The 26,547-nt window shown below is 59.1% G+C and carries 23 protein-coding genes; 14 read left to right on the top strand and 9 right to left on the bottom strand.

Translation table 11 applies throughout. The features are described 5' to 3' along the window. The first annotated feature begins 115 nt into the window (after window positions 1-115). A complete protein-coding gene (locus IH404_RS08220; protein WP_005785845.1) occupies window positions 116-2,380 on the top strand; it encodes a bifunctional diguanylate cyclase/phosphodiesterase in 2,265 nt (754 codons plus the stop codon). A gap of 280 nt (window positions 2,381-2,660) precedes the next feature. Here IH404_RS08220 and IH404_RS08215 read toward each other — a convergent pair whose 3' ends face one another. Both IH404_RS08215 and IH404_RS08210 read right to left on the bottom strand, forming a co-directional pair. After that, complete coding sequence (locus IH404_RS08215; protein WP_194440265.1) at window positions 2,661-6,857, bottom strand: DUF6543 domain-containing protein; 4,197 nt, start codon at window positions 6,855-6,857, stop codon at window positions 2,661-2,663. A 259-nt stretch (window positions 6,858-7,116) separates the two neighbouring features. Continuing rightward, window positions 7,117-7,422 (bottom strand): DUF2288 domain-containing protein, encoded by a 306-nt coding sequence (locus tag IH404_RS08210; protein ID WP_005785840.1) that lies wholly within the window; start codon window positions 7,420-7,422, stop codon window positions 7,117-7,119. Window positions 7,423-7,763: 341 nt separating this feature from the next. On the opposite strand from IH404_RS08210, the gene IH404_RS08205 reads away from it, so the two are divergent. The 9 genes from IH404_RS08205 (at window position 7,764) to IH404_RS08165 (ending at window position 15,453) form a co-directional block, all read left to right on the top strand. Beyond that, window positions 7,764-8,891, top strand: coding sequence for a branched-chain amino acid ABC transporter substrate-binding protein (locus IH404_RS08205; RefSeq protein WP_032877333.1), 1,128 nt, complete (start codon window positions 7,764-7,766; stop codon window positions 8,889-8,891). A 227-nt stretch (window positions 8,892-9,118) separates the two neighbouring features. Beyond that, entirely contained in the window at window positions 9,119-10,042 is a 924-nt protein-coding gene (livH, locus tag IH404_RS08200) for a high-affinity branched-chain amino acid ABC transporter permease LivH (RefSeq protein WP_003193535.1), read from the top strand. Further along, window positions 10,039-11,292 carry a high-affinity branched-chain amino acid ABC transporter permease LivM gene (locus IH404_RS08195; RefSeq protein ID WP_194440264.1) on the top strand — a complete coding sequence of 418 codons (1,254 nt, stop codon included), beginning with the start codon at window positions 10,039-10,041 and terminating at the stop codon, window positions 11,290-11,292. The genes livH and IH404_RS08195 overlap by 4 nt, the downstream gene beginning before the upstream one ends. After that, window positions 11,289-12,056 (top strand): high-affinity branched-chain amino acid ABC transporter ATP-binding protein LivG, encoded by a 768-nt coding sequence (gene livG / locus IH404_RS08190; RefSeq protein ID WP_005785832.1) that lies wholly within the window; start codon window positions 11,289-11,291, stop codon window positions 12,054-12,056. Before IH404_RS08195 ends, livG begins: the two co-directional genes overlap by 4 nt. A 1-nt stretch (window position 12,057) precedes the next feature. Next, a complete protein-coding gene (locus IH404_RS08185) occupies window positions 12,058-12,759 on the top strand; it encodes an ABC transporter ATP-binding protein (RefSeq protein ID WP_005785830.1) in 702 nt (233 codons plus the stop codon). A gap of 240 nt (window positions 12,760-12,999) precedes the next feature. Next, a complete protein-coding gene (locus IH404_RS08180; RefSeq protein ID WP_194440263.1) occupies window positions 13,000-13,296 on the top strand; it encodes a DUF2282 domain-containing protein in 297 nt (98 codons plus the stop codon). A 23-nt stretch (window positions 13,297-13,319) separates the two neighbouring features. After that, window positions 13,320-14,198, top strand: coding sequence for a DUF692 domain-containing protein (locus IH404_RS08175; RefSeq protein ID WP_148852407.1), 879 nt, complete (start codon window positions 13,320-13,322; stop codon window positions 14,196-14,198). Next, a complete protein-coding gene (locus tag IH404_RS08170) occupies window positions 14,195-14,971 on the top strand; it encodes a DNA-binding domain-containing protein (RefSeq protein WP_005785825.1) in 777 nt (258 codons plus the stop codon). Before IH404_RS08175 ends, IH404_RS08170 begins: the two co-directional genes overlap by 4 nt. Next, window positions 14,968-15,453, top strand: a complete 486-nt coding sequence (locus IH404_RS08165) for a DoxX family protein (RefSeq protein WP_005785823.1) — start codon at window positions 14,968-14,970, stop codon at window positions 15,451-15,453. Before IH404_RS08170 ends, IH404_RS08165 begins: the two co-directional genes overlap by 4 nt. Here IH404_RS08165 and IH404_RS08160 read toward each other — a convergent pair. Then, window positions 15,450-16,358: a LysR family transcriptional regulator gene (locus IH404_RS08160; RefSeq protein WP_005785822.1), complete on the bottom strand. Its 909-nt coding sequence runs from the start codon at window positions 16,356-16,358 to the stop codon at window positions 15,450-15,452. The genes IH404_RS08165 and IH404_RS08160 overlap by 4 nt on opposite strands. A 105-nt stretch (window positions 16,359-16,463) precedes the next feature. On the opposite strand from IH404_RS08160, the gene IH404_RS08155 reads away from it, so the two are divergent. Continuing rightward, window positions 16,464-17,063: a short chain dehydrogenase gene (locus IH404_RS08155; RefSeq protein ID WP_005785820.1), complete on the top strand. Its 600-nt coding sequence runs from the start codon at window positions 16,464-16,466 to the stop codon at window positions 17,061-17,063. 33 nt (window positions 17,064-17,096) lie between these two features. Here the strand turns inward: IH404_RS08155 and IH404_RS08150 are convergent, their stop codons facing one another. Beyond that, on the bottom strand, window positions 17,097-17,486 hold the full coding sequence (locus IH404_RS08150) for a hypothetical protein (RefSeq protein WP_194440262.1): 390 nt from the start codon (window positions 17,484-17,486) through the stop codon (window positions 17,097-17,099). Window positions 17,487-17,621: 135 nt separating this feature from the next. Between IH404_RS08150 and IH404_RS08145 the strand changes: the two genes are divergently transcribed. Both IH404_RS08145 and IH404_RS08140 read left to right on the top strand, forming a co-directional pair. Beyond that, window positions 17,622-18,293, top strand: coding sequence for a membrane protein (locus tag IH404_RS08145; protein WP_032877341.1), 672 nt, complete (start codon window positions 17,622-17,624; stop codon window positions 18,291-18,293). Between the two features lie 106 nt (window positions 18,294-18,399). Then, window positions 18,400-20,013 carry an NAD(P)/FAD-dependent oxidoreductase gene (locus IH404_RS08140; protein ID WP_194440261.1) on the top strand — a complete coding sequence of 538 codons (1,614 nt, stop codon included), beginning with the start codon at window positions 18,400-18,402 and terminating at the stop codon, window positions 20,011-20,013. A gap of 77 nt (window positions 20,014-20,090) precedes the next feature. Here the strand turns inward: IH404_RS08140 and IH404_RS08135 are convergent, their stop codons facing one another. Next, window positions 20,091-21,185: a PLP-dependent cysteine synthase family protein gene (locus tag IH404_RS08135; protein WP_194440260.1), complete on the bottom strand. Its 1,095-nt coding sequence runs from the start codon at window positions 21,183-21,185 to the stop codon at window positions 20,091-20,093. Window positions 21,186-21,400: 215 nt separating this feature from the next. On the opposite strand from IH404_RS08135, the gene nhaA reads away from it, so the two are divergent. Beyond that, window positions 21,401-22,576: a Na+/H+ antiporter NhaA gene (gene nhaA, locus IH404_RS08130; protein ID WP_005785813.1), complete on the top strand. Its 1,176-nt coding sequence runs from the start codon at window positions 21,401-21,403 to the stop codon at window positions 22,574-22,576. Between the two features lie 75 nt (window positions 22,577-22,651). Here the strand turns inward: nhaA and IH404_RS08125 are convergent, their stop codons facing one another. From IH404_RS08125 to IH404_RS08110, 4 genes are all read right to left on the bottom strand, one after another. Further along, window positions 22,652-23,116, bottom strand: a complete 465-nt coding sequence (locus IH404_RS08125) for a glycine zipper 2TM domain-containing protein (protein ID WP_194440259.1) — start codon at window positions 23,114-23,116, stop codon at window positions 22,652-22,654. A gap of 264 nt (window positions 23,117-23,380) precedes the next feature. Continuing rightward, complete coding sequence (pdxH, locus tag IH404_RS08120) at window positions 23,381-24,028, bottom strand: pyridoxamine 5'-phosphate oxidase (RefSeq protein WP_005785810.1); 648 nt, start codon at window positions 24,026-24,028, stop codon at window positions 23,381-23,383. Window positions 24,029-24,055: 27 nt separating this feature from the next. Next, window positions 24,056-25,201 (bottom strand): OmpA family protein, encoded by a 1,146-nt coding sequence (locus tag IH404_RS08115; RefSeq protein ID WP_005785808.1) that lies wholly within the window; start codon window positions 25,199-25,201, stop codon window positions 24,056-24,058. Between the two features lie 142 nt (window positions 25,202-25,343). Further along, window positions 25,344-26,489: an EstA family serine hydrolase gene (locus tag IH404_RS08110; RefSeq protein ID WP_032881067.1), complete on the bottom strand. Its 1,146-nt coding sequence runs from the start codon at window positions 26,487-26,489 to the stop codon at window positions 25,344-25,346. Between the last annotated feature and the right edge of the window lie 58 nt (window positions 26,490-26,547).

Raw genomic sequence — 26,547 nt, 5'->3', positions numbered from 1 at the left:
ACAAATTAATTGAGATCAAAATGCCATTACCCATGGCAAATTCCATGAGGCTTCTATACTCGACAAGGTAGGTCATCGCCTCTGGCAGTGACGTGGCTCTATGACGGGATACGCTATGGAATGGCTGGGCCAGCATTTTTTCACCGACCTTCCAGACACCGGGCATTTATTGCTCAATTGCAGCCATAACCCCTTTCTGGTGCTACTGGCGTATCTGGTTGCCTGCGCAGCGGGGTTCGGCACGCTGGACATGGCCGAACGCGTCGGCCATGTAGAAGACCCCACCGCTCGCCGCCACTGGCGCTGGCTGGGAGCGGGCTGCCTGGCGGGCGGGATCTGGTCGACCCACTTCATCAGTATGCTGGCGTTCCAGGCCCCGATCGCCATTCATTACGAATTACTCACGACGTTTGCCTCGCTGTTGATCGCCCTGATCGCCTCGCTGTTCGCCATGAAAACCCTCAGTCATGCCCATCTGCGTGTGCACCAATACCTGCTGGCTTCGATATGGATGGGGCTGGGCATCGCGCTGATGCATTACGTGGGCATGGCGGCGATGCGCTCCCAGGCGCAGGTGTACTTTGAATCGCAGTTGTTCATGGCCTCGGTGGCGATTGCCATCGTTGCCAGCCTTGCGGCGTTGCTGCTGTCCAGTTACCTGCGCAACGGTGCCGGGGTGTTTCACCAACTGCTCAAGTACGCCGCCAGCCTGGTTCTTGGCGCGGGGATCCTGAGCATGCACTTCACCGGCATGGCGGCCATGCAAATGCTGGTACCCAGCGGCGCGGACCTGTCGTTGCCGGTGGACAACAATCCGATTCAACTGGGCCTGTCGGTGGCGGTGATTACCCTCTTGGTGATCGGCAGCGGTGTCAGCGCAGCCCTGGCAGACAAAAAACTGCAGCACAAGGAGCGTGACCTGCGCCGCGTCAATGCGCTGCTCAGCGAACTCGACCAGGCCCGCGCCTCACTGCAACAAGTGGCCCATTTTGACGCGTTGACCAACTTGCTCAACCGCCGTGGTTTCAATCAGATCTTCGCGGAGAAAGTTGCAGAAAAAACCCGAAGCCAAGGCATGATGGCGGTGATCTTCCTCGACATTGACCACTTCAAGCGCATCAATGACAGCCTCGGCCATGACGCTGGTGACCAGTTGCTCACGGTGCTGGCCGGGCATATCAAGGGCTCGATACGTAGCCGTGAGGATGTGGTCGCACGGTTTGGCGGCGATGAGTTCTGCATCCTGATCAATATCCATCACCGCGACGAAGCGCGGCACATGGCCCAGCGCATCATGCAGAAAATGAAAGAACCCATCGAACTGGCCGGCCGCCGCATGGTGATGACTACCAGCATCGGTATCAGCCTGTTCCCCGACGATGGCCAAACCTGCGAAGAACTGCTGAAGACCGCCGACCTGGCGCTGTACCAATCCAAGGACACCGGGCGCAACAGCCTGAACTTCTTCAGCTCCAACCTGAAAACCCGTGCCTCCCTGGAACTGCAACTGGAAGAGGAGCTTCGTGCCGCATTGCGCGCACGCACCGAACTGGTGCTGTTCTATCAACCAATCTTCGACATGAAACTGGGCAAGGTCACGCGCCTTGAGGCACTGGTGCGCTGGCAACACCCCCAGCATGGGTTGCTGGCCCCGGACCGGTTTATCGGCATCGCCGAGAACAATGGGTTGATCGCCGAGTTGGACCACTGGGTATTGCGCCAGGCCTGTCACGACCTGAGCCTGTTGTCTGACCGGGGCTACACCGAGTTGACCATGGCCGTGAACTGCTCGGCCCTGAACCTGGCGCGGGACGAGCTGGCCGATGAAATCGAAGACGCCCTGCGCTTTGCCGGCGTGGCGGCCAACCGCCTGGAACTGGAAGTCACCGAAAATGCGCTGATGGGCAATATCAGCAGCACCCTGGCGCTGTTGCGGCAAATCCGTGCCCTGGGGGTCTCCCTGGCGATCGATGATTTCGGCACCGGCTACTCATCCCTGGCCTATCTCAAGCGCCTGCCGCTTAACACCTTGAAGATTGATCGCTCGTTTATCCAGGACATCCCCAAATCCACCGCAGACAGCGAAATCGTCCAGGCGATTATCGGCATGGCCCACACCCTGCACTTGCAGGTGGTGACCGAAGGCGTGGAAACACAGGCGCAGTTTGAGCTATTGCTCAAGCACGACTGTGACTTCATCCAGGGTTACCTGCTCAGCCCGGCGGTGCCGTTCAACGACATCATCGGTGTGATGCAAGGCATTGCGATGCGCAATCCGCTCTACCCCTTCAGCGTGGAAGGCAATAAAGAGGCCGCTGCCCCCAAAGAACCCGCCGCAGGCCGTATCGGCCCGCCGGCCATCGTCAGGCCAATTCGCTGACGCCGAAGCTTTGGCCTTAGCCATCATTTGACGAAAAGCCCCCGACGAACGGCCGACTCACCAGAGTCCGACGAGGGGTCCTTTTAAAAAACAGGGTTAGAACCGAGCGTCCCGGCACATCGCGCCCAACGACCTCCAAAAATAGCGCTGCCTCCTAGACCTGCGACGTCTTGTCGCCCCATGAGCAGCGCCCGCTGGCCATCCAGCCCCGACTGGAAGATGATTCATCTCGTATCTGTTTGACCCTCGCGGCATCAGGACCAAACAGTCGCGCCGTTATTCAGTAGAGAGAAACGTCCAACTTTATAATGAACAGCTGAGGAGGCTGTACCCCGTGCCGATTGTGCTGAACCCCTCCGACCAAGTTTATCAATTTGTTCTCTCTCAGCGCTGAATCGACGAGTCCGCTCCTGTTAGGGAAGCTGAAGTAATCTTGAGGTACGCTGAATCTCTCCACCTGTCCTGTGATGAAAGGCTCTGTCACGTCCACGGGATGCAGACAATACAGCGTATCGTCCCCGACCCGCCTGAACAAAAGCACAGTACCATCTTCTGTCGAATCAAGAAACTCAGCACGTGCGACCCTGCTCATGACTTCGACCATAAGCGCCCGGAGTGTGACCGGTCCCTGGCGAGTGACGGCTTGATGGTAATAAGGATGAAAACTGTCAGGCTCGAAATCCAAGCGGCGCCAGACTTTTGGTTGAGTCCCCTTATGAGCTCGACCGATAGGCAATCTGCGATTCGCACCTCTCGTAGGGTGAGTCAGCCCAAGCAGTGACAGAGGGTCACTTACTTGCGATTGGCCCGTGCGCCATACACGTAGCATGTCCACGAACTTGAAATCCTTCTGGTAGAGATTGAACACAGCCCTGGCAACTTGAGTTTGGCTGGTAGATGTCATTTCTGGAAACGCGTCCTGAACGTAAGCAGCAATTGTCTTTTCAAAAGGCCGCCGCTCCAGGACGTGCCAGGCCCGCGTACTGGTGTTGTAGGTTGCGATCATAGGCTGTTCGCCAGGATTGTTTCGCAACATCAACTCGAAACTATCAAAATCGTTATACGAAATGTTCGGGTTTCGAACACCGACTACCGTCTCGTACACGCGCCCATCAAAGGTGGTCCGATAAAAACGATCATCTAACTTAATGAAGGTACCTTCAACCTGAGACCAACCTGCCCCCTCCGTGAAAACGGGTTTGTACTCAAAAACATCGTAGGTGTCGTGCACTTGTTTCAACAACCCGGCTTGAATTTGCTGGCCCCAGGATTTCCACTGGTGGGTCACAATGACACTCGGACGCGCCACAGGCATGGCAACAGGAACCGAGTGCGCCGCTTGATCAATACCTTGCAACCGTAGCCTGACCTGATCAAGGGTCGTTACCGAATTAAGGTACTGACGAAACTCATGGGGAATATCCCGCAAACCGATGGAGTCCCACTGCGTCGAGCCGTCTCCCAAATCCCGGACGAAACGAAGTTCCATAGCCCTTTCACGGCCAGCGGGGAAATCAAATGAGTCCAACACCCTGGCAGCCTGTTGCGCATCCAGGTCGGGGTAGAGCCTGATCAGGTCATCTCGCGCCATGCGTGAGTGATAGCCGCCTCTCAAACCATACTCTGGCGAGCGTATGACCCACTCATTCAAAGTGTTCTGAGCAAGGGGCGGCAGGTGATACTGATATTCAGCCGTTTGACGAGGCCTTTGCAGGCGCCAGGTGCCGGTCCCCGAGGTTTCGTCAAAGGTGACCTTGTACCAGTGGTCCTTCTCCTTGAGAAAATGCTGCCCTGGCGTCGAGCCTTTTCCCGGGCGGGTGTAGATCCCTTTGCTTTCCCATCCGGACAGAGGAGTCACATCTTTCGGCGCAGCCTTGAGGGCCATGCTGTGGGGTAATCGCGGGCGTACAGGCGGGGTGAGACGTATCGGAGCAAAGCCCACGGCGCCATCAACCAAGGCTCCGACTGCATACGTGAAAGCCCTCACAAACTCATGTGTCGCTCCGACAGAGTCATCATTTTGCAAAGCATCCAGGGCCGCACTCAACGACATTGCGCTGCGCACCAGGCCGATGACAAAGGTGATTTTGATCGGAAAAACTGCCAGTGCCAGTTCCACCAGCCCTTCAACAACGGTCCAGACGCTACGTACATTCGACTCATGGGTGCTGGTGGTCTTGCGATCCGCGTGGGCGATAGCGGCACGAGCTTCGACGTCATAAGACCACTCGAGAAAGTTCAGTCTGATGGGCGATAACGAGACCTCGCTGCGAAAAATCCCTCTTTTGAGCGTGTTGCGCAGCCTGGGTAGCGCATCGCCGTCCATCCTTTCAAACAGGTAGTCACGCCATGCCTCGTCATTGATAAATTGCTCAAGCAGTTGCGTCATACCGGTGAATTCACGAAATGCCCGTCCGTCTTTCGCTCGCGGGGTGTAAAGCACCACGGTATAGACCTTTGGTTTTTTCGAGATGAAAGCCAACACCCCCCTCACGAGAATGTCACGTACATATAGCGCGGCGACCACGACGTTATAACCCTCGACCTTTGCCCGCTGACCGTTGTCGGTGGGTTGATCGAGCACGCTTTTAACCAACAGATAACTAAGGTCCTGCGGGTGCGCTAAATAATCCTTGGCGATCTTGGCTTCAATGGCATCAACCCTGAGCTGTTTGTGCATCACATTGACAAAATCCTGCTTGAGCGTGCGAGCCTCGCTGGACGTCAGCAAACGCGTTTTGAGAAACTCAATGTAGGAGCCGCCGATATCCACGTCCCGCACCAGGTCCTTGACTTGCTGCGTGGTCAACTCCGTATAGGGCTCGCCGTAGAGGCTTAAGCGGGACTTGGCTACGAACACCTCGTCGAAATAATCGACATTGACCAACGCCAACTCGGCCAGGCTTTTTGTTTGAATGGAATAGTGGGACTGGCCGTCTTGCGGATTAGGCCTGGCACCGGGAAAGTAGATGCCCGGTGCAGGGTTTGGCCGACGAATAGTGACCTTGATATCGGAGGGGTCCGTGTTGATGCCATATTGTTCCTCCAGCGCCTGCGCCAGTTGTTCATTGCTGTAGGCCAGTAATGCTTTGTGGTCACCAAACTGTAAAACCGAGGGCGCGCCCTCCCCTGTATCGGTACGTTGCAGCTCATTCAAGTAGTCGCGCACGGCCGTCGCCCAGGCCTGCTTGTCCGTTTCCGATGCTGTACTTAAAAATTGATCGAGTTCAGCCTTGGAGCGCTTTGTTTCACGAGCGAGCAGCACATCACTTACGCCAAACAGCCGCTGCATGTCCGTGGCCAAATTCAAGCTGGCCGGCAATTGGCTGAAGTCGTCGTCTACACCGCGCTGCTGATAACGGCTTACCTCGAATGCGAAGTCTTCGATCAGCTTTTCGTATTGCGACGCTACACTGGTGCTGAAGACCGACTCGAAAATCTCCTCATAGGCAAAGCACCCTGCGGCGGGCACTGTGTCACGCAGGGTTGTAGCAGGTTCACAATCTTTGTTTGCCAGCAGTGTGAACAGGCTATCGAACTCGTAGTCGGTGTTTAAACGACGATGCAGTTCCTGATCCAGAAGCGCCAGAGAAGGGAATGCCTCCAGCCCTCGATTGGGTGTGAACAACACCACAATGCCCACGCTGGCACTGGGCTCGACACGGCGAACGACAGGGGCCGCGGGTGAGGTGTCGTTAGCTGATGGCGGATCAGACGGGTCCCGGGACGTCAGCACCAACGCCCCATGCAAGGGCATGTCCGCAGTTGTGCCCTTCAGCGCCAGGGAGTAGCCGACAGGCCGGTTGGGTCTTGTTTGTCGCGCCACAGCATCGGGATACGCCACAAACGCCTCAACCAGCAGCAAGCCATTAGAGTTCAGCGTTCCGTCCCCCCTGAGCAACGTCGATTCCAGGCTGATTTGCGAACTGCGCGCCAAACCCACGTATTGCTTGTGCGAACGCGGGTTTTCTGTGGTCACTGCCTTATTCCAGAACGCATCCAGGCAAGTCTTGTAGGCGGTCTTCAGTGAACCCGCAAGATCATCCAGGAAAGCGTCAAATGCAGCTGGGGTAAGCGACGATGGCAACCCCTGGTCGGCCGCCTCGTCTCGATCGAAGGTAAAGCGGGTACGGCGATTGGCATACGCGGTGGGTTGATTATCGACAATTCGCCTCACCACGGCATCCATCAAGCTGGGGAGTAGCCGGGTCACCTGATCGGCATCCTGCTCGACCGCCGCGTCGCTCGAATCGCTTTTAATGAACACCCGAGAGGCGTCCAAAGGCTTGGCGGTCGAGGGGAATATGGCATTCACTCGCTCGTTTACAAACGATGAAAAGCTCGGCCGCGCACGCAGAACCTGAAGCTTTTTATCGATGCCTTCGAGTTGATTCCGGTAGTGCGCCTTGTAGTCATTATCCTGCGTAGCCCAAAGACTTGCAGAGGGGGTGGAAGACAATCGTGATGCCAGTTGCATAGTTGAGCCCTTGCTGAAAATTGAATAGTTCAGGGCTCAAAATTACGTTGCTGTCAGTTCGAGTAGGCAGCACATACTTACGACGGCGATTCAGTTGTACTCAGTAACAATTAAACTGAGCTGGCGACAGTCACACAACTGTGCCCATGACGTTAACGTCACCCTTACGTGTGACGTTTCTCTACGGCAAAGAGCCATCACGCTACTCGGCTACACACTTTATGTGGCGCCAATTAGCGCCCCGATGTGGTGCGCAGCATCATAACGGCGCCCTTTCCTGGATCAGTATCCACGGCGAAACCACCACCGCCCACAGGCTCGGATCACGCTCAACAAGGTCCAACGCCCGCGTCGCAGACACTTCGCCAAGGCTCCCTGAAGCCAGCCAGGCAGCGACTTTGTCACGGTTGTCTTCGGCCATTCCCTCGGCCGCCTCGATCAAATCCAGGGCAGCGTCGACCCACAATAGGGCGCCCTTGGCAAAGAACGGCTCTAGCTCCTTCCAGGAAATTTCAGCGGTTTCACCGAGCAGCTTGGCATAGAGGGTGCTAGGTTCTTGCGTCATGGGAGTTCACCTGAGTAAAAAATCGGCGCAATCATAGCCTTCTGACTCAGGCAGAAAAACCCAGTAGCAAATGAGGTAGCGATTGAAAGGGCCGGGAAAGCCAGGGAACACCTTGAAGACGGGTGTAAGCCCGCCGCAATTCTGTCTTTTTCTTTCATTTAAGCGACACGCTCAGGTTTTGCCCCCCGTTGCCAGCTTTTCAATTGATCAACCGGCGCTCTACACTGTACCGGTACAGTTGCCAGGGCAATACCGGGGGGATATCCGCGATATCTGATCCGGTTCTGCAGCTCACAAGGCCGCTAGAACTATAAAAAATACAACAGTAAGAGTGGAGCACTATGAATAAGGCTACTAAGCAGATTTCCAAACTGTTTGCCGCTATGGTCCTGGCTGGGGTTGCCGGCCATTCGTTCGCAGCTGACACCATCAAGATCGGCATCGCCGGTCCCAAGACCGGTCCGGTAACGCAATACGGCGACATGCAATTCATGGGTGCCAAGCAAGCCATCAAGGACATCAACGCCAAGGGCGGCGTGGATGGCAAAATGCTTGAAGCCAAGGAATACGACGACGCTTGCGATCCCAAACAAGCCGTGGCCGTCGCCAACAAAGTGGTCAACGACGGCGTCAAGTTCGTAGTCGGTCACCTCTGCTCCAGCTCCACTCAGCCAGCGTCGGATATTTATGAAGACGAAGGCGTCATCATGATTACCCCGGCTGCCACCAGCCCTGAAATCACTTCCCGTGGCTACAAGCTGATTTTCCGCACCATTGGTCTGGACAGCGCACAAGGCCCGGCAGCCGGCAACTACATCGCCGACCACGTGAAACCGAAAATCGTTGCGGTACTGCACGACAAGCAGCAGTACGGTGAAGGCATCGCCACCGCCGTGAAAAAGACCCTCGAAGAAAAAGGCACCAAGGTTGCCGTCTTCGAAGGATTGAACGCCGGCGACAAGGACTTCTCCTCGATCATCCAGAAACTCAAGCAAGCCAACGTCGACTTCGTCTACTACGGCGGCTACCACCCTGAGCTGGGCCTGATCCTGCGCCAGGCCAAGGAAAAAGGCCTGAACGCCAAGTTCATGGGCCCGGAAGGCGTCGGTAACGACTCCATCTCGCAAATCGCCCAGGGCGCTTCCGAAGGCCTGCTGGTGACCCTGCCGAAATCCTTCGACACCGACCCTGCCAACAAAGCCATCGTTGAAGAGTTCACCAAGAACAAGCAGGACCCGACCGGTCCGTTCGTGTTCCCGGCGTACTCGGCGGTTGAAGTCATCGCCGGCGGTATCGCTGCCGCGAAAAGCGAAGACACCGCCAAAGTGGCTGAAGCCATCCACGCCGGCACCTTCAAGACCCCTACCGGCGACCTGAGCTTCGACGCCAAGGGCGACCTGAAGGACTTCAAGTTCGTGGTCTACGAATGGCACTTCGGTAAACCAAAAACCGAAGTTTCCCCTCAGTAAGCCAGGCGTTACTGGTCAACAAGCCCACTGTGCAAGCAGTGGGCTTTGTTTTACGAGGTTTATGGGCCATGTCACCCGCGATCCGGGCGCTGGCTCACCTGAAAATCTTAAAACCGTCACCAGCGGTTCGCTGGCAAACGCTTCGTGCAACCTGGTCACAGAACAGGGCACCGAGCCGGAAATGACTCCACCAGTGAAATGCGTATCGGGTTTTTAGGAGCGCTGTAATGCCTGAGATCTATCATTTTTTCCAACAGCTGGTTAATGGCCTGACCATTGGCAGCACCTATGCCTTGATAGCCATTGGCTACACAATGGTTTACGGCATCATTGGAATGATCAACTTCGCCCATGGCGAGGTGTACATGATTGGTTCCTATGTGGCCTTCATCGCCCTTGCCGGGCTGGCCATGATGGGGATCCACTCCCTGCCGCTGTTGATGACCGCTGCGTTCCTGGCATCGATCATCGTGACCAGTGCCTATGGCTACAGTATCGAGCGGGTTGCCTACCGTCCCTTGCGTGGCAGCAACCGTTTGATCCCGCTGATTTCCGCCATCGGCATGTCGATTTTCCTGCAGAACACCGTACTGCTGTCCCAGGACTCCAAGGACAAGTCCATTCCCAACCTGATCCCGGGGAGCATCTCCTTCGGCCCAGGTGGCGCACAAGAAGTGCTGATTTCGTACATGCAGATTCTGGTTTTCGTGGTCACCCTGGTGGCCATGCTGGGCCTGACCCTGTTCATTTCCCGCTCCCGTCTGGGGCGCGCCTGCCGGGCCTGTGCCGAAGACATCAAGATGGCCAACCTGCTGGGCATCAACACCAACAACATCATCGCCCTGACCTTCGTCATTGGTGCTGCGCTGGCGGCCGTGGCGGCCGTGTTGCTGAGCATGCAATACGGCGTGATCAACCCCAACGCCGGTTTCCTGGTGGGCCTCAAGGCCTTTACCGCAGCGGTATTGGGCGGCATCGGCAGCATTCCGGGCGCCATGCTCGGCGGGCTGGTGCTGGGTGTGGCCGAAGCCTTTGGCGCCGATATCTTCGGCGACCAGTACAAGGACGTCGTCGCGTTCGGCCTGTTGGTTCTGGTGTTGTTGTTCCGTCCGACCGGCATCCTGGGCCGTCCGGAGGTTGAGAAAGTATGAGCAGATATCTTAAATCGGCGTTTTTCAGCGCCTTGCTGGTGTGGGCTGTGGCCTTCCCGGTACTCGGCCTCAAGCTGAGCATTGTCGGCATCAACCTGGAAGTGCATGGCACCGGGCCCGTGACCCTGACCGTCATCGCCTTGTGTTCGGTGCTGATGTTTCTGCGCGTGCTGTTCACCCAGCAGGTCGGTGCCTTGTTCAAGGGCAACCGTGGCCCGCTGGTGTCGCCCAAGGTCAGCCAATTCCTGACCCTGCCGCGCACCCAGCGCTACATCATCATCGGCCTGATCGTGGCCGCGCTGATCTGGCCGTTCTTCGGCTCACGCGGTGCGGTCGACATTGCGACGCTGATCCTGATCTACGTGTTGCTGGGCCTGGGCCTGAACATCGTGGTGGGCCTGGCCGGCCTGCTCGACCTGGGTTACGTGGGCTTTTACGCCGTGGGTGCCTACACCTACGCGCTGCTCTCGCACTACCTGGGTTGGAGCTTCTGGATCTGCCTGCCACTGGCCGGTATGGCAGCGGCCACGTTCGGCTTCCTGCTGGGCTTCCCGGTGCTGCGCCTGCGCGGTGACTACCTGGCCATCGTGACCCTGGGCTTCGGGGAAATCATTCGCCTGTTCCTGCGTAACCTCACCGATATCACCGGTGGCCCCAACGGTATCAGCAGCATTCCCAAGCCAACGTTCTTCGGGCTGTCGTTCGACCGCACCGCCGCCGAAGGCATGCAGACCTTCCACGAGTACTTCGGGATCGCCTACAACCCGGTCAGCAAAGTGGTGTTCCTGTACCTGGTGGCACTGCTATTGGCGTTGGCGGCACTGTTCGTGATCAACCGTTTGCTGCGCATGCCCATCGGCCGTGCGTGGGAAGCGTTGCGCGAAGATGAAATCGCCTGCCGTGCCCTGGGCCTTAACCCGACCATCATCAAGCTCTCCGCGTTCACCCTGGGCGCCGCGTTCGCCGGTTTCGCCGGCAGCTTCTTCGCCGCGCGCCAGGGCCTGGTGACCCCGGAGTCGTTCACCTTCATCGAGTCGGCGATCATTCTCGCCATCGTGGTATTGGGTGGCATGGGCTCGCAACTGGGCGTGATCCTGGCGGCGATCGTGATGATCCTGCTGCCGGAAATGATGCGTGAGTTCAGCGAATACCGCATGTTGATGTTCGGCGCCATGATGGTGCTGATGATGATCTGGCGTCCTCAAGGCCTGCTGCCCATGCAACGTCCACACATGGAGCTGCGCAAATGAGCCGCGAGATCCTGAAAGTTGAAAACTTGAGCATGCGCTTCGGCGGCTTGCTGGCGGTCAATGGCGTGGCCCTGACCGTGAAAGAGAAACAGGTCGTGGCGCTGATCGGCCCCAACGGTGCCGGCAAGACCACGGTGTTCAACTGCCTCACCGGCTTCTACAAGCCGAGCGGCGGCAGCATCCTGCTGGACGGCCAACCGATCCAGGGCCTGGCGGGTCACGAGATCGCTCGCAAGGGCGTGGTGCGTACCTTCCAGAACGTGCGGTTGTTCAAGGACATGACCGCAGTCGAGAACCTGTTGATCGCCCAGCATCGTCACTTGAACACCAACTTCTTCGCGGGCCTGTTCAAGACCCCGGCGTTCCGCAAGAGCGAGCGCGAGGCCATGGAATACGCGGCGTACTGGCTGGACAAGGTCAACCTGACCGAGTTTGCCAACCGCCCGGCAGGCACCCTCGCCTACGGCCAGCAGCGTCGCCTGGAAATCGCCCGCTGCATGATGACCCGCCCGCGGATCCTCATGCTCGACGAACCTGCCGCGGGCCTGAACCCCAAGGAAACCGAAGACCTCAAGGCGCTGATCAGCGTGCTGCGTGAGGAAAACAACGCCACGGTGCTGTTGATCGAACACGACATGAAACTGGTCATGAGCATTTCCGACCATATTGTAGTGATCAACCAGGGCACGCCGCTGGCCGACGGCACGCCGGAGCAGATCCGCGACAATCCTGAAGTGATCAAAGCCTATCTGGGGGAAGCGTAAAATGTTGCAGTTCGAAAACGTTTCCACGTTCTACGGCAAGATCCAGGCCCTGCACGACGTCAATGTCGAAGTGCGCCAGGGTGAGATCGTCACCCTGATCGGCGCCAACGGTGCCGGCAAATCGACATTGCTGATGACCCTGTGCGGTTCGCCGCAAGCCTACAGCGGCAGCATCCGCTACATGGGTGAAGAGCTGGTGGGCAGGCACTGCGCCGAAATCATGCGCAAGAGCATTGCGGTGGTACCGGAAGGCCGCCGCGTGTTCTCGCGCCTGACCGTGGAAGAGAACCTGGCCATGGGCGGGTTCTTTACCGACAAGGGCGACTACCAGGAGCAGATGGACAAGGTGCTGCACCTGTTCCCCCGCCTCAAGGAACGCTTCAGCCAGCGCGGCGGCACCATGTCGGGCGGCGAGCAGCAAATGCTCGCCATCGGCCGGGCGCTGATGAGCAAGCCCAAGCTGTTGCTGCTGGACGAGCCCTCCCTGGGCCTGGCACCGATCATCATCCAGCAGATCTTCGATATCATTGAACAGCTGCGCAAAGATGGGGTGACGGTGTTTTTGGTGGAGCAAAACGCCAACCAGGCATTGAAAATCGCTGACCGGGCCTACGTGCTGGAAAACGGCCGGGTGGTGATGCAGGGCACTGGCGAGCAACTGCTGACCGATCCGAAAGTGCGCGAGGCATATCTGGGAGGTTAAGACCCGGTTACTGAGTAAACTGGATCTAAATGTGGGAGGGGGCTTGCCCCCGATAACGGTATATCAGTCACATGTCCTGTGCCTGACACACTGTCATCGGGAGCAAGCCCCCTCCCACATTTTGTTTTGCATAAATTTGAAGTTTTTTCGACTGATTTTGTAACGAACTCAATCCCCCTCCCTCTAGTGGTGCAAGCAGGCAATCAAGCCTGCGCATTCAACCACTGCTGGAGACACACCATGACCACCAAACTGTCCGCCGCCACCCTCGTCCTCGCCCTGGGTTCGGCCCTGAGCCTGTCCGCCCTGAGCACCACTGCCCACGCAGCCGATGACATGCAGAAATGCTTCGGCGTGGCTGAAGCCGGCAAGAACGATTGCGCCGCAGGCGCTGGCACCTCTTGCGCCGGCACCTCCAAAACCCAGGACCAGGCCAATGCCTGGAAGCTGGTCCCCGCCGGTACCTGCACCAAGACCCCAAGCACCACCTCGCCGACCGGCTTCGGCCAGGAAACCGAATTCACTGCCAAATCCTGAAACCTCGTGCAGCCTGAGTACTGATGATGACGCCTACATCCCCTTATACGGTCTCACCGACTCAGGTGCCCGGCCTGCCCTTGCGGGCTGGGCTGGGGTTGAAGACCGAGCACTTTACCCAAGTGCTTGAGACCGGCCCCGATATCGGTTTTTTTGAAGTACACGCCGAAAACTACATGGTGGCCGGCGGCCCGTTTCATCACTACCTGGGATTGATCCGCGAGCAGTACCCGCTGTCGTTGCACGGCGTGGGCCTGTCCATCGGCGGCGAAGGTGCCCTGGATCGCGAACACCTGGCACGCTTGGCGACGTTGATCGAGCGCTATCAACCCCAGTCTTTTTCCGAACACCTGGCCTGGTCCAGCCACGGCCCGGTGTTTCTCAACGACTTGCTGCCGCTGGCTTACGACGCCACCACCCTGAGCCGAGTGTGCGCGCATGTTGACCAGGTGCAGAGCACGCTCAAGCGGCCGATGCTGCTGGAGAATCCCTCGACCTACCTGCAGTTCCAGCGCTCTACCCTGGATGAAACCGACTTCATCAGCGAAGTCATCCGCCGTACCGGTTGCGGCCTGCTGCTCGACGTCAACAACGTCTACGTATCCTGCATCAATCACCAGCGCGACCCATCGGCCTACATCGACGCCCTGCCCTTGCACGCAGTGGGGGAGATTCATCTGGCCGGCTTTGCCGAAGACACAGACAGCCTGGGCGACCGCCTGCTGATCGATGACCACGGCGCGCCTATCGATAACGCCGTGTGGCAACTGTACGAGCACGTGCTGGCGCGGACCGGTCCGGTGGCCACGTTGATCGAGCGGGATAACCAGGTGCCGCCCTTCAGCGTACTGCAGGCCGAAGCCCGGCAGGCTGAAAGCTATTTGTCGCAGGTGGCCCGATGAGCCTTCAACAGGCATTCGCCCACGCGCTGCTGACGCCGGACGCAACCTGCCCCGAGGAGGTGTTCAGCAGCAACGGGGCCGACCCGGCGAGTCGCTTCGCGGTGTATCGCAATAATGTCCACAGCGCGTTGATAAATGCGCTCGTCGCCGCCTATCCGGTGACGCGGCAACTGGTTGACGATGAGTTTTTCCACGCCATGGCCAGCCTGTATGTCCAGGCTCACCCGCCCACCAGCCCTTTGATCAGCGAATACGGCAGCACGTTGGCAGCGTTTATCCAGCGCTTCGAACCGGCCTCAAGCGTGCCATACCTGGCAGATATCGCTCGGCTGGAGCGCCTGCGGGTTCGGGCTTATCACGCGGCGGATCGCCAGGCGCTGGATCAGCACAGCGTGCTCCAGCAACTGCAAGGCTGCGCGCAGCTGGGGCAATTGCGGGTGCGACTGCATCCATCCCTCGAAACATTGGAATCTCCCTACGCGATCGTGTCTGTTTGGGCTGCGCACCAGACCGACGGGGTTATCGCCACCTTGAACCCCTGGTACGCCCAAGGCGCGCTGGTCCTGCGCCACGGGTTGGCGGTCAAGGTGTTCGCCATCGACAGCGGCTCGGTGACGTTTATCAACCGCCTCAACCAAGGCGCCGGGCTGGAGTTGGCCATCGCTGACGCCCTTGAAGCCTCAGCCGAATTCGACTTGCACCAATGTCTCACGCTGCTGATCAGCCACGACGCCATTACTCATTTGCATCTGCCACCCAAGGTATCGCCATGAACACTCCCGCTCCGTGCCTGGTAAAGCGAACCATCGCACTGTTTGAAAAAATCCCCTACAGCCTGATCGCGTTTATTGCGCGCTTCTCCATTGCCGCAGTGTTCTGGAAGTCCGGGCAGACCAAGGTCGAAGGCTTTGCCATTGATGTGATCAGCGGCACATTCCAAGTCGGTGAACCCAAGCTCGCCGCCTCGACACTCTGGTTGTTTCGCAGCGAATATCGGTTGCCCCTGGTGCCACCGGAGGTGGCCGCGTACCTGGCAACCTTTGCCGAGCACTTTTTCCCGGTATTGATCCTGCTGGGGTTTGCCACACGCTTTTCGGCCTTGGCCCTGATCGGCATGACCTTGACCATTCAGTTGTTCGTCTACCCTGACGCCTACCCCACGCACGGCACCTGGCTCGCGCTGTTGTTGCTGTTGCTCGCCAAGGGGCCGGGCTGCTTGTCCATCGACCACCTGATTGCCCGTCGCTTGCGTTAAAGCCGATCCAGCGCCTCGCCGCTGCGCCGGAACCAATCCACCAGGTAATCGGCCAGCACCTGGGTGCGCCTCGGCAGCCCCCCCTGGTAGGGATGGACCAGGTACATCGGCATTCGGCGTGTCTGATAGTCGCGCAGGATCCAGCGCAATCGTCCCTCGGCCAACTCCGTCGGCAACACGTAGGACGGCAGGCGGGCGATTCCGGCGCCCACCAGGGCGGCTTTTTTCAGCAGGTTGTAATGGTTGGAGGCAAACGTGCCGCTCACCCGCACTCGCAGTAATTCATGCTGCTGGTGATACAACCACTCCTCACGACCGCTGTAGTGACTGTTGAGCAAGCAGCTGTGCGTCGACAGGTCCGCCGGGGTCAGCGGTTCGCCATGCTGCTCCAGATACGCCGGGCTGGCGCAGGTCACCTCGTGCCAGGCCAGTAAAGGCTTGGCGACCAGGCGTTCATTTTCGATGGCAGCCGCGCGCACGCCCAAGTCAAAGCCATCGCGCGCCAAGTCTCGGTAGCTGTTGTTAAGCTCCAGCTCGATCTGCACCTGCGGATATTGCCGGGAAAACTCCAGCAACAAGCCATCGAAGAAGGTTTCGCCCAGCGACACCGGAACGGTCATACGCACAGGGCCGGCCAAATCATCTTTGAGCCGCGCCAACGCCTGCCGCGCGCGTTCTACCTGTACCACCAGCGCTTGTGCCTGGGGCAGCAACGCCGCGCCGGCCGCGGTGAGGCTGAGCTTGCGGGTGGTGCGGTGCAACAGCACCACGGCAAACTGCGCTTCCAACTGGCTGATGCGCTTGGACAACTGCCCTTTGCTGCAGCCCAGCTGTTCGGCCGCCACGGTGAAACTGCCCGCTTCGATCAGCACAGCAAAGGCTGCCAGATCATCCATTTCGCTCATGGATTGTTTCCATTTGAAAACCAAAGGTTGCCTATTAGCGCGTTTATTCGCCTGAAAAGCCACACTAGACTGGACCTTCAGTTAACCCCCTGGAGGAACAGCACGATGAAAATCCTATTGATTGGTGCCAGCGGCACCATAGGTTCAGCGGTCAAGGCAGAGTTGGCGCAACGCCACGAAGTGATCAGCATCGGCCGTACCAGCGGCGACTTCCAGGTGGACATCAGCGATAGCGCCTCGATACGCAGGCTGTTCAAGCAGACCGGCAAGTTCGACGCCCTGATCTGCGCCGCAGGCAGTGTGAACTTCGTGGCACTGGGAGAGATGAGCGACAGCGATTTCGAACTGGGCCTGCGTGACAAGCTGATGGGCCAGGTCAATCTGCTGCTGATCGGGCGCGAATACGCCAATGACGGTGCCTCGTTTACGTTCACCAGCGGCATTCTCAACCGCGACCCGATCCGTACCGGTGCCTCGGCCGCGCTGGTCAACGGTGCACTGGATGCCTTCGTCAAAGCCGCGGCGATCGAGTTGCCACGGGGCTTGCGTGTCAATTCGGTGAGCCCGACAGTGCTGCTGGAAGCCATGGGCAGCTACGCTCCATACTTTCGTGGGTACAAACCGGTGCCTGGTGCAGATGTGGCGTTGGCCTACGCGAAGAGTGTCGAGGGCTTGCAGACAGGGCAGACCTTTATCGTGGGCTGACCTGCGAAAGAAGGTTCTCGGTACCTGCCACCTTTAGTGCAGGTACCGAGTCGCCCACTCCGCTGCCAAGTCTTTGGGCACGGCTACTCTGAGGCTCCCCCCCACGATCCCTTGAACGTGGCTGGTGTATAAACGGCGACCATCGATATAAAGCGTCATCTGCTTTCCGTAGGCCAGCGTGGTAATGGCTGTGGTACGCGCCTTGGCCTTTTCGCTTAACGTAATGCTGGCCGATACGGTATCCGCATTCAGATTGTGGATACTCTTGAGTTCAAGCGAGATCTCGGTGAAGTCATTAGCCGACGAATACTCCAACCTCGCGGCGTCATCAGCAAACACCGAAACGCTGGCAAACAGCAGTCCATATGCGCTCCATTTACTTGTCATCGCAACGCTCCCAGGCAAAGTCATCAACCCTTGCATACCGCTCCCGTCCTTGCATCAGTAAAGGCTTAAAGGCTGATGTATGCCGCAGGTATTGGTTTCGAGGGGTTTACAGACTTGTGGTGCGACGCGAGGCTGCGTAACGTGGCGGCACTTGTTTTGGAGACCCGATCAATGCGCGCCGCCCGTACTCTTGCACTGTTTGCCCTGCTGCCCCTGTTCACCGCTTGCCAGATGTTCGAGAGCGAGCCGGCCAAACCGTCTACTGCCGGGCTGACCCGTATGCAGGGTGAGTTGACCGCTGTGGAGGGCAAATTGTTGTTCCAACCGTGCGGCGACAAACGCAACTATGTGGTCAACGACACCGGCGGCACCAGCATCCTGCAGGAAGCCGCGTCCCTGGCCGGCCAGCAAGGCGCTTTGTTTGCCGACCTGCGCGGCAAGTTTTCCGGGGTTGCCAGCGGCACCCAGGGTTCGCTCGACCTGCAACAACTCTATCGCGTAGAGCGCTCGACCTCAGCCTGCGACGATCCGGACTTCAAGCGCATGATCCTGCGCGCCAACGGCCATAAGCCGGCCTGGGCAATGAATGTCACAGCCAAGGGCATGGTGCTGGAACGCGAAGGCCAGCCACCGCTGGCGGTGCCCTACGTCGAAGAACAACTGGGCGATGGGCGCTTCAACCTGATGACCGAAGCCAATAACCAGCACATCGAACTGTGGGTGGCGCCCCAGCGCTGCGTCGACAGCGTGAGCGGCAGCCTGCAACACATGAGCGCCGAGTTGCGGGTGAACGGCCAGGTGCAGCGTGGCTGCGCGGCGTTTGGCGGCTCCCGGGACGACTGATTGTGCCTTGGGCTGTTTTAACCTGACGGAAAACCGCCTTTGGGGCTTATAATCGCCGGTTTGCAAAACAGCCGGCCTCCTTGCCCGCCGCCTACCGGATCCTGTCATGTTACGAATCACCGAACTCAAGCTGCCCATCGACCATCCCGAAGAAGACCTGCGGCCTGCCATCGTGCAGCGCCTGGGCATCGCCAGTGATGACCTGCTCGATTTCACCCTGTTCAAACGCAGCTACGACGCCCGTAAAAAGTCGTCGGAGCTGTGCTTCATCTACACCGTCGACCTGAACGTCAAGGGCGAAGCCGCCCTGCTGCTCAAGTTTGCCGATGACCGCAACGTCAATCCCGCGCCGGATGTCAGCTACAAGGTCGTGGGCCAGGCGCCGGCTGGCTTGGTTGAACGGCCGATCGTGGTGGGGTTTGGTCCCTGCGGGATCTTCGCCGGGCTGCTGCTGGCGCAGATGGGCTTCAAGCCGATCATCCTCGAACGCGGCAAGGAAGTGCGCCAACGCACCAAGGACACCTGGGGCCTGTGGCGTAAAAGCGTGCTCAACCCCGAGTCCAACGTGCAGTTCGGTGAAGGCGGTGCCGGGACCTTCTCCGACGGCAAGCTGTACAGCCAGATCAAGGACCCGAAATTCCACGGACGCAAAGTGCTGCACGAGTTCGTCAAGGCCGGTGCACCGGAAGAGATCCTCTATGTCAGCAAGCCGCATATCGGCACTTTCCGCCTGACCGGCGTCGTGGAGAACATGCGCGAGCAAATCATCGCCCTGGGCGGTGAAGTGCGCTTTGAACAACGCGTCACGGATGTGTTGATCGAAGACGGGCAGTTGAACGGCGTGGTCATCGACGGCGGCGAGCAGATCCTTTCCAGGCACGTGATTCTTGCCCTGGGCCACAGCGCCCGTGACACCTTCCGTATGCTCCATGAGCGCGGCGTGTACATGGAGGCCAAGCCGTTCTCGGTGGGTTTCCGTATCGAACACCCGCAGTCGCTGATCGACGCCGCACGTCTGGGCAAATACGCAGGCCATCCGAAACTGGGCGCAGCGGACTACAAGCTGGTGCACCACGCCAAGAATGGCCGCTCGGTCTACAGTTTCTGCATGTGCCCTGGCGGTACCGTGGTGGCTGCGACCTCAGAACCGAACCGCGTCGTGACAAACGGCATGAGTCAGTATTCGCGTAACGAACGCAACGCCAACTCCGGCATCGTGGTCGGCATCACCCCCGAGGTGGATTACCCGGGCGGCCCGCTGGCCGGTATCGAGTTGCAGGAGCGCCTGGAGTCCCACGCCTACATCCTCGGCGGCAGCAACTACGAGGCGCCCGCGCAACTGGTGGGTGACTTTATCGCCGGCAAACCTTCCACCGCCATCGGCAGTGTGGAGCCGTCCTACAAGCCCGGCGTGTCCCTGGGCGACCTGGCCCTGGCCTTGCCGGACTTCGCCATCGAAGCCATCCGCGAAGCGTTGCCGGCGTTCGAAAAGCAGATCAAAGGCTATTCGCTGCACGATGCAGTGTTGACCGGCATCGAGACTCGCACTTCGTCACCCTTGCGCATTACCCGCAATGAGTCGATGCAGAGCCTGAACGTCAAAGGCCTGTTCCCGGCCGGGGAAGGCGCGGGTTACGCCGGTGGGATTCTGTCGGCAGGTGTCGACGGGATTCGGATTGCCGAGGCGTTGGCGCGGGATGTGTTGGGTATCGAAGCCTGAGAACACTGCAGTAAAAATGTCGGAGGGGCGGTGCGACGATTCGACTTGCTCCCTCCCACATTTTGATTTGCGCCCGGTCAGATGTTGGCGCGCAGGATACTGGTCGGTAGAGACTCGCCCTGCTCTACGCTCGCAGCCACTGCCGCAACCAACCCATCCAGCTCATACCCCTGCCCCGCCAACCACGCCTGATCGTAATAGGTGGTGGCATAACGCTCGCCGCCATCACACAAGATCGCTACGATCGAGCCTGACTCTCCCGCCGCTTTCATCTGGTGCGCAGCCACCAACGCGCCGATCAGGTTGGTCCCGCTGGAACCGCCGACCCGTCGTCCCAAACGCCCAGCCAGGTAATGCATGGCCGCCAATGACAAGGCGTCTGGCACCTTGACCATCGCATCAATCACCGCCGGCAGAAACGACGCCTCGACACGCGGGCGACCAATCCCTTCGATTCGCGAACCACACTCCAGGCGCAGGCTGGCGTCGCCGCTCTGGTAGAAGTCGAAAAACACCGAGCGCTCGGCATCGGCACACAGCACGCGGGTGCAATGCTGGCGATAACGTACGTAGCGGCCCAGTGTCGCGGTGGTGCCGCCAGTGCCGGGGCTGGAAATCAACCAACTGGGCTCCGGGTGCTCCTCAAAGCGCATCTGCTGGAAGATCGATTCGGCAATGTTGTTGTTTGCGCGCCAGTCGGTAGCACGCTCGGCGTAGGTGAACTGGTCCATGAAGTGACCACCACTTTCCTGGGCCAGGCGTTCGGATTCGGCGTAGATCTGCGTCGGATCCTGAACCAGATGGCTCTTGCCACCGTAGAAGGCGATCTGGGCGATCTTTTCCTGGGAGGTGGTGGCCGGCATGACGGCAATGAACGGCAACCCCAACAGGCGAGCGAAGTAGGCTTCAGAGATGGCTGTGGAACCGCTGGACGCTTCGATCACCGGGGCGCCCGGCTTGAGCCAGCCATTGCACAGCGCGTACAAAAACAGCGAGCGGGCCAGCCGGTGTTTCAGGCTGCCTGTGGGGTGGCTGGACTCGTCCTTGAAGTACAACTCGATGCCGGGCAACCCCGGTAACGGCAACGGGATCAGGTGGGTGTCGGCGCTCCGCTGGAAGTCCGCTTCAATGATGCGAATGGCTTCGCGGGCCCAGGTACGGTGGTCGCTCATGGTAGGTTCTCTAAGGTTTTCAGCCTTGATCTTAAGATGTTTCCTACACTTGACACAGATACAGTGCCGACTCAATTGGACACACAATTGCTAGTCTTTGACGCATGGGTAACCCGGCTCATCTCTTATAACAAATAAGAATATAACTTTTGTTTTAACAACTAACTGTACGGGTTAGGGTACCCACCTATTGAACCTCAAATGGAGAGCATCCCTTGCCTCTGCGTAGCACTTTTACTCGTTTCTTCCAGCTGGAAGCCGCCAGTGGTCTGTTGTTGATCGCCGCTGCCGCGTTGGCGCTGATCATCAACAACTCACCGTTGTCGCACCTGTACAACGCGTTTCTCGATACACCGGTGGTTGCCCAGGTCGGCGCGTTGAAAATCGCCAAGCCGGCACTGCTGTGGATAAACGACGGCCTGATGGCTCTGTTTTTCCTGCTGATCGGCCTGGAGGTCAAACGCGAACTGCTCGATGGTCACCTCTCCAAGCCTTCCCAGGTTGTGCTGCCCGGCGCAGCGGCCATCGGCGGCATGGTGGTGCCGGCGCTGATCTACTGGGCGCTGAACAAGGACAACCCGGCCGCCCTCGCCGGCTGGGCGATCCCGATGGCCACGGATATCGCGTTCGCTCTGGGCGTGCTGGCACTGCTGGGCAAGCGCGTACCGGTGTCGCTGAAGTTGTTCCTGATGACCCTCGCAATCATTGATGACCTCGGTGCCATCATCGTCATCGCACTGTTCTATTCCGCTGACTTGTCCGGCGCGTCCCTGGCGGGCGCGGGGGCTTGCTTGATTGCCTTGATTGCGATGAATCGCCTGGGCGTGATCAAGCTTGGGCCTTACCTGATCATCGGCCTGATCCTGTGGGTGTGCGTACTCAAGAGCGGTGTGCATGCCACACTGGCCGGTGTGACCCTGGCATTCTGCATTCCACTGCGCACCCGGAACGCCGAAACCTCACCGCTGCTGACCCTGGAGCACGCCCTGCACCCGTGGGTGGCCTACGCCATCCTGCCGTTGTTCGCGTTCGCCAATGCCGGGGTTTCCCTCACCGGCGTGAGCCTGGAGAGCTTCACCCATTCCGTGCCCATGGGCATCGCCGCCGGCCTGTTGATCGGCAAGACCATCGGTGTGTTCGGCCTCACTTGGCTGGCGATCAAGACTGGTATCGCGTCCCTGCCCAGCGGCGCCAACTGGGGCCAGGTGCTTGGCGTGGCTGTTCTGTGCGGTATCGGCTTCACCATGAGCCTGTTTGTAGGCTCCCTGGCATTTGTGCCGGGTGCCAGCGAGTTTGCCGGTGAAGACCGCATGGGGATTCTGACCGGGTCGATCCTGGCAGCCTTTATCGGGTATGCGGTGACGGCGATGGCGAGTCGCAAAAAAGCCTGAGCCCCTGGGAAAGCAGCATAAAAAAACCCCAACCGGTCACCCGGCTGGGGTTTTCTTTGCCCGATTACTTACCGCTTAGCGAGTAACGCGGCTGGTACCGTCAACAGTCATGATGCGTACGCGGTCGCCAATGCGGAAGATTTCATTTTCCTGCACGGCTTGTACGTAGGCGCGCATACTGCCGTCGTCTTCGCGCACGGTGATTTCCACGCCCTGGGTGCGGGTCAGGCCTTCTTCGGTGGCCGAGCCCAGCAGGCCGCCCGCGACCGCGCCGATTACAGCGGTGACGATGCTGCCACGGCCGCCACCGATGGCGCTGCCGCCAACACCGCCGATGACTGCGCCCGCAGCGCCGCCGATTGGGGTCTTGGTGCCTTCGATTTTCACCGGACGCAGGGATTCGATGGTACCCATGCGCACGGTCTGAACGCGACGCGCCTCATCACGGGAGTACGAGTCGCCGGTCAGACTCGAGGCGCAGCCACCCAACAGCAATGACAGGATGGTAAAGCAGGCAACTAGTAAAACGGACTTACGCATAGCATCAACTCCAAAGGACAGGTATTCATTAAACGCTGTGGCTTGGCGCCTGTCACGGCAAGCCGGGCAGAAAATTGCTTTCATTCAGCCTGAGTACAGACTGCCAGCACCAGAAAACACGACCAACGGTAGCCTAACTGTGGTGCGCAACGGTGCCATCAGCTGCTTGATCATTGTAGCCGCACAATCAAAAGCGCCGAAGTCTCCTGAATAGAGACGTCGGCGCAAGGGGCATGATTCAGGCGGGATGACGAAAGGTGACGCTCAGGGCGCCAGGCGCTCGCGAATCCATTGGGCGTCTTGTACACGATAGTTGAGACGATCATGCAGGCGGCTGGCGCGGCCCTGCCAGAACTCGATGCGCTCGGGCAGCAAACGGTACCCACCCCAATGCTCGGGGCAATCGGGCTGGGTATCGCTGAAACGCTGTTCGGTGGCCTTGAGCAGATCGTGCAGCTCTTCACGGTCACGAATGACCCTGCTCTGCGGGGATGCCCAGGCGCCGAGGCGGCTGCCCAACGGGCGCACCTGGTAATAGGCATCCGACTCTTCAGGGGTGACCTTGACCACGCGCCCTTCAATACGCACCTGGCGTTCCAGGGTCGGCCAGAAGAACGTCATGGCCGCAAACGGCCGCGCCGCAAGTTGCTCACCCTTGGCGCTCTGGTAGTTGGTGAAGAAGGTAAAGCCCTGTGCATCCAGGCCCTTGAGCAGCAGGATGCGACAGTGCGGGCGACCGTCCTGGTCGACCGTCGCCAGGGTCATGGCATTGGCCTCCACCGGCGGCTGTTCGGTTTTCACCGCGTCGCCAAACCATTGGTGGAACAACGCAAACGGCTCGTCGGGGGCCTGGGCCTCGCTCAAACCGTCCCGTGTGTAGTCACGGCGCATATCAGCCAGTGCCTGGGTCATGCGGCTTTATCCTTGTGGTTCAACGGCTCAGTTTTTCGCCTGGTCGTTCGAAGCGGGTGCAGCAGCCTTGGCTTTGGTTGCAGCCGGCTTCTTCGCAGCAGGTTTGGCCGCGGCCTTTTTAGCCGCTGGCTTGGCGGCCGCTTTCTTGGCCGGAGCCTTCTTGGCTGGTGCTTTTGCCGCCGGTGCCGGGGCTGGAGCATTCTGCACGGCAACCATTTCAGCAACCGGTGGCGTCTTGCCCGAATTGTACTGGCTCAGCAGTGCAAGCATCGTTGTACGCTGAGTGAACATGATTTCCATGCGACGATTCAGCGCACGCCCCTGGTTGCTGTCGTTGGCGGCACGCGGCATAAGGTCGCCCATGCCACGCAGCATCAAGCGGTCCTGCTTCAAACCACTGAGGCTGAAGATCGAAGCAATGGACTGCGCACGCTCCTTGCTCAACGCCTGGCTCGCAGGAGCGCTGCCGGTGGCATCGACGTGGCCCAGAACCAGTACGGCGGTCTTGGGATCAGCCTCAACGGCCTTGGCCACACGAGTGAACGGGCCCAAAGTCACCGGCAGCAGCATCGCCGGACGCTTCGGGTTGTAGGAACCGTCTACCGGGGCAATCACGACCAGCACGTTGTCGCGACGCTCCAGTTGCAGCGAACTGCCCTTGATGGCCTCGCGCAGGCGTGGCTCGTAGTCGTCCAGCCAGGCTTGGGTGATTTTCGGGTCAGGCATTGGCACATTGGTCACGTCGACCTTGGCCAACGGCTTTGGCTTGCTTTCGAACGGCCACCACCAGCGGGGTTCGGCGTCGGTCTTGGCGACGACAGGTGCCGCGTCGGAAGTCGGGGTTGCGGCCTTCAGGTCGGCTTTCAGGTCGGCCTTGGCATCGGCGGCTTTTTCTTCGGCACTCTTGGTGGAGAACGGCCACCAGCTGTAGCCGGTATCAGCCTTGGCGGGCGAAGCAGGTGCAGCAGCAGCGGCGACAGGTTCAACAGGCTTGGCGCCGGCAGCTGGTTTGGCATCCGGCTTGGCGTCGGTTTGGGTCACTGCGTCCTTGGTCGCAGCCTTGTCCGATCCAAATGACCACCAATGCCCACCTTCGGCATCATTTTGTGGAGTTTGTGCGCAACCTGTAATAGTGAGGCACAGCGCCAGTGCCAAGGACTTGTTCGATAACATGAGATATCCACAAAATGAGAAAAAACCAGGGGGCCTGATGACCCGTTAAACAGACGCTTAAAGAACATTCAAGTTACAACATGTCGTTCAGCATCTTTTTATACTTGCCTTTGTAACAAAAAATTGTGAAACAGCAAGGGGTTTATAGACAACCGGCCAATATTCCGACCAACTTCTGCGCACGCGGGTCCATAAGTACGTAAGGGCCCAGGGTATTAGTCACAAAACCGAACGCTACATCATGTTCAGGGTCGGCAAACCCGACCGAGCCCCCTGCGCCGGGATGCCCGAAAGCGCGTGGCCCGAGGCCGAACGTGGCATTGGGCAGCTGCGGTTGATCCAACATGCAGCCCAGGCCGAAACGGGTTTGGGTCAATAAGGTTTTATCCGGCCCAATACTGTGTTCGCGGGTCAATTGTTCGAGCATGTCGCTTTCCAGCAAACTACCGTCCAACAAACCGCTATAAAACCCGGCCAGGCTGCGCGCATTACCGTGACCATTTGCCGCGGGTTGCTGCATGCGTCGCCATTCGGGCTTATTAGTGCTGGTCAGAATAGACGGTGGATTGGCAAATGCCCGTGTGGTCATCGCCGCCGGTTCGCGCATCATTACTTGAAGTAACCGTTGCGCGGCTTCATCCCCCATATTGCCCTTGCTGCGCGCTATATGGGCCACCCGATAAAACTCTGCATCCGCCAGGCCAACGTGGAAGTCCAGCCCCAGCGGCCGTGCGACCCGTGCCACGATCGACTCACCCGGCCCGCGCCCATCGGCGCGGCGCAACAGTTCGCCGACCAGCCAGCCGTAGGTAATCGCCTCGTAGCCATGACCCTCGCCCGGGGTCCACCACGGCGCCTCGGCCGCCAGGGTGTCAACCATCAGTTGCCAGTCATACAGGGCTTCGGTAGGCAGCATTTCGCGGATGGCCGGCAGCCCGGCCTGGTGGCAGAGCAACTGGCGCAATGTGATCGCCTCCTTGCCCGCCGCAGCGAATTCCGGCCAGTAGTCAGCCACCGGTGCATCAAGCTTGAGCTTGCCTTCGGCCACCAGTTGCAAGGCAGTGACAGCCGTGAAGGTCTTGGTGCAGGAGAACAGGTTGACGATGGTATCGCTGTGCCAGGCTTCGGCTCCGTCCTTGTCGGCAGTACCGGCCCATAGATCGACGACGGTTTGCCCGCCTACCTGGATGCACAGCCCGGCACCACGCTCCTGGGGATCATCGAACAATGCGGCAAAGGCTTCGCGTACCGCTTCGAACTGCAGCTCGTAATGACCCTGAATCTGCACCTGATTCCCCTCGCAAAGCACCATGAAAAGTGGCCGCCATTCTTTCAGCCATTGTGGG

The organism is Pseudomonas sp. OST1909 (genome assembly GCF_015277575.1).
Lineage (GTDB): Bacteria > Pseudomonadota > Gammaproteobacteria > Pseudomonadales > Pseudomonadaceae > Aquipseudomonas > Aquipseudomonas synxantha_A.
Note: the sequence above shows the minus strand (reverse complement) of the source record. Positions and strands in the feature narration are given on the sequence as shown.

Bases quoted from the DNA above. Each gene is read 5' to 3' on its own strand.
- IH404_RS08170 (WP_005785825.1), top strand. From the start codon at position 14,195: ATGAGCCTTCAACAGGCATTCGCCCACGCGCTGCTGACGCCGGACGCA.
- IH404_RS08140 (WP_194440261.1), top strand. From the start codon at position 18,400: ATGTTACGAATCACCGAACTCAAGCTGCCCATCGACCATCCCGAAGAA.
- IH404_RS08180 (WP_194440263.1), top strand. From the start codon at position 13,000: ATGACCACCAAACTGTCCGCCGCCACCCTCGTCCTCGCCCTGGGTTCG.
- IH404_RS08115 (WP_005785808.1), bottom strand. From the start codon at position 25,201: ATGTTATCGAACAAGTCCTTGGCACTGGCGCTGTGCCTCACTATTACA.
- IH404_RS08155 (WP_005785820.1), top strand. From the start codon at position 16,464: ATGAAAATCCTATTGATTGGTGCCAGCGGCACCATAGGTTCAGCGGTC.
- IH404_RS08205 (WP_032877333.1), top strand. From the start codon at position 7,764: ATGAATAAGGCTACTAAGCAGATTTCCAAACTGTTTGCCGCTATGGTC.
- IH404_RS08160 (WP_005785822.1), bottom strand. From the start codon at position 16,358: ATGAGCGAAATGGATGATCTGGCAGCCTTTGCTGTGCTGATCGAAGCG.
- IH404_RS08210 (WP_005785840.1), bottom strand. From the start codon at position 7,422: ATGACGCAAGAACCTAGCACCCTCTATGCCAAGCTGCTCGGTGAAACC.
- pdxH (WP_005785810.1), bottom strand. From the start codon at position 24,028: ATGACCCAGGCACTGGCTGATATGCGCCGTGACTACACACGGGACGGT.
- livG (WP_005785832.1), top strand. From the start codon at position 11,289: ATGAGCCGCGAGATCCTGAAAGTTGAAAACTTGAGCATGCGCTTCGGC.
- livH (WP_003193535.1), top strand. From the start codon at position 9,119: ATGCCTGAGATCTATCATTTTTTCCAACAGCTGGTTAATGGCCTGACC.
- IH404_RS08175 (WP_148852407.1), top strand. From the start codon at position 13,320: ATGATGACGCCTACATCCCCTTATACGGTCTCACCGACTCAGGTGCCC.
- IH404_RS08215 (WP_194440265.1), bottom strand. From the start codon at position 6,857: ATGCAACTGGCATCACGATTGTCTTCCACCCCCTCTGCAAGTCTTTGG.
- IH404_RS08195 (WP_194440264.1), top strand. From the start codon at position 10,039: ATGAGCAGATATCTTAAATCGGCGTTTTTCAGCGCCTTGCTGGTGTGG.
- IH404_RS08220 (WP_005785845.1), top strand. From the start codon at position 116: ATGGAATGGCTGGGCCAGCATTTTTTCACCGACCTTCCAGACACCGGG.
- IH404_RS08150 (WP_194440262.1), bottom strand. From the start codon at position 17,486: ATGCAAGGGTTGATGACTTTGCCTGGGAGCGTTGCGATGACAAGTAAA.
- IH404_RS08125 (WP_194440259.1), bottom strand. From the start codon at position 23,116: ATGCGTAAGTCCGTTTTACTAGTTGCCTGCTTTACCATCCTGTCATTG.
- IH404_RS08145 (WP_032877341.1), top strand. From the start codon at position 17,622: ATGCGCGCCGCCCGTACTCTTGCACTGTTTGCCCTGCTGCCCCTGTTC.
- IH404_RS08185 (WP_005785830.1), top strand. From the start codon at position 12,058: ATGTTGCAGTTCGAAAACGTTTCCACGTTCTACGGCAAGATCCAGGCC.
- IH404_RS08135 (WP_194440260.1), bottom strand. From the start codon at position 21,185: ATGAGCGACCACCGTACCTGGGCCCGCGAAGCCATTCGCATCATTGAA.
- IH404_RS08165 (WP_005785823.1), top strand. From the start codon at position 14,968: ATGAACACTCCCGCTCCGTGCCTGGTAAAGCGAACCATCGCACTGTTT.